Origin of the sequence: Cupriavidus mimosae, from assembly GCF_023952485.1 — a bacterium.
Classification (GTDB): domain Bacteria; phylum Pseudomonadota; class Gammaproteobacteria; order Burkholderiales; family Burkholderiaceae; genus Cupriavidus; species Cupriavidus taiwanensis_C.
On the sequence record NZ_JALHRY010000088.1, the window covers coordinates 1 to 1,102 of the forward strand.

Annotated in this window: 1 protein-coding gene; it reads right to left on the reverse strand. The window is 61.7% G+C overall.

Translation table 11 applies throughout. The annotated features are described in order from the left end of the window. A partial coding sequence (gene istA, locus MKD50_RS30420) for an IS21 family transposase (protein WP_252669764.1) occupies nt 1-753 on the reverse strand: 753 nt, incomplete at its 3' end. Nucleotides 754-1,102 lie beyond the last annotated feature (349 nt).

Below are 1,102 nucleotides of genomic sequence, written 5' to 3' on the forward strand. Positions count from 1 at the left end.
CTTTTTCTGTGGGTCCCGTGGCGGACAGGGGTCAATGCGGAAGCCATAGCCCTCGGCACATTGCGCGTAGGCCCGCTGAACTTCCGGTTCGTAGATGCAGGCCCTGGTGATGGCGCACTTGGGGTTATCGATGATGAGCCGCACCGGCACCCCATGAAACCATTCGAAGGCATGTCGGTGACACTGCAGCCAGGTGGCAATGGTCTGGTCGCGCACGATCTCGACGTACTGGTGCCGGGACCAGCAAAGCGTCATGACAAAGTACCAGGTCTTGTGGATCTCGCCGGTATACACATCGGTGAGCGTCGGGCCGGCGCCAAAGTCAATCTGCGCGGCCTCAGCCGGCTTGAACTCTAGCCGCATGGGGACTTCCGGTACCTCAGATTCCTTGATTTGCTTGAGGAACCGGTAAATGGACGACGTGCTACCGCAGTAACCATGGTTGCGCTCGAGGGCGCTGAGGATCGTCGTGCCCTGAATGCCGGCCGCGTGCCACTGCACAATCTGTTCGCGCCAGGCTTCCAGCGGCGACACGCAACTGGGGGGCAACGGTGCTGCCATGCTGTCGCGGCCGAAGACCTCGGCCAGCTCCGCGTCGGTGGGCAACGGGGTGTCGGGACCTAGCCAGCCCCGGTTGCTCGCGGTCTCTCGGACCTGGGACAGCTTGCGCCGCCCCATCGTCTTGGATCGGGCGATGTCCCGGTCAGAATCGCCCTGGCGCATCCGCACCAGGACCTGTCGGTAATGAAACATCTCGAACCTTCTGTTCATGCTCCCTTCCGGCCAAAAGCCGGAAGCGTAGCGGTCAATGAAAGGAGATCGCCGCCGTAATGGACGACCAAAGCCATCAACTACATGCTGAATGTGAATCGCCGGCATGATGGAGCCAATCCGTCGCCGGCGTATTGGCGCCACCAGATCTTCGGCGTAATGGCGCCAGGGAATCACCGGCGTAATGGCGCCGGCGAATCTGGAGCCACTGCCTGGCTCGGGCTCGAACTTCAACAGGTGCGGCAGCAAAGGAGGTCCCGGCCCCTACTGGACAGCTTCGAAGTGTGGTTGCGAGAGCGGCTATTGACGCTCTCGACGCAGTCGGAAACGT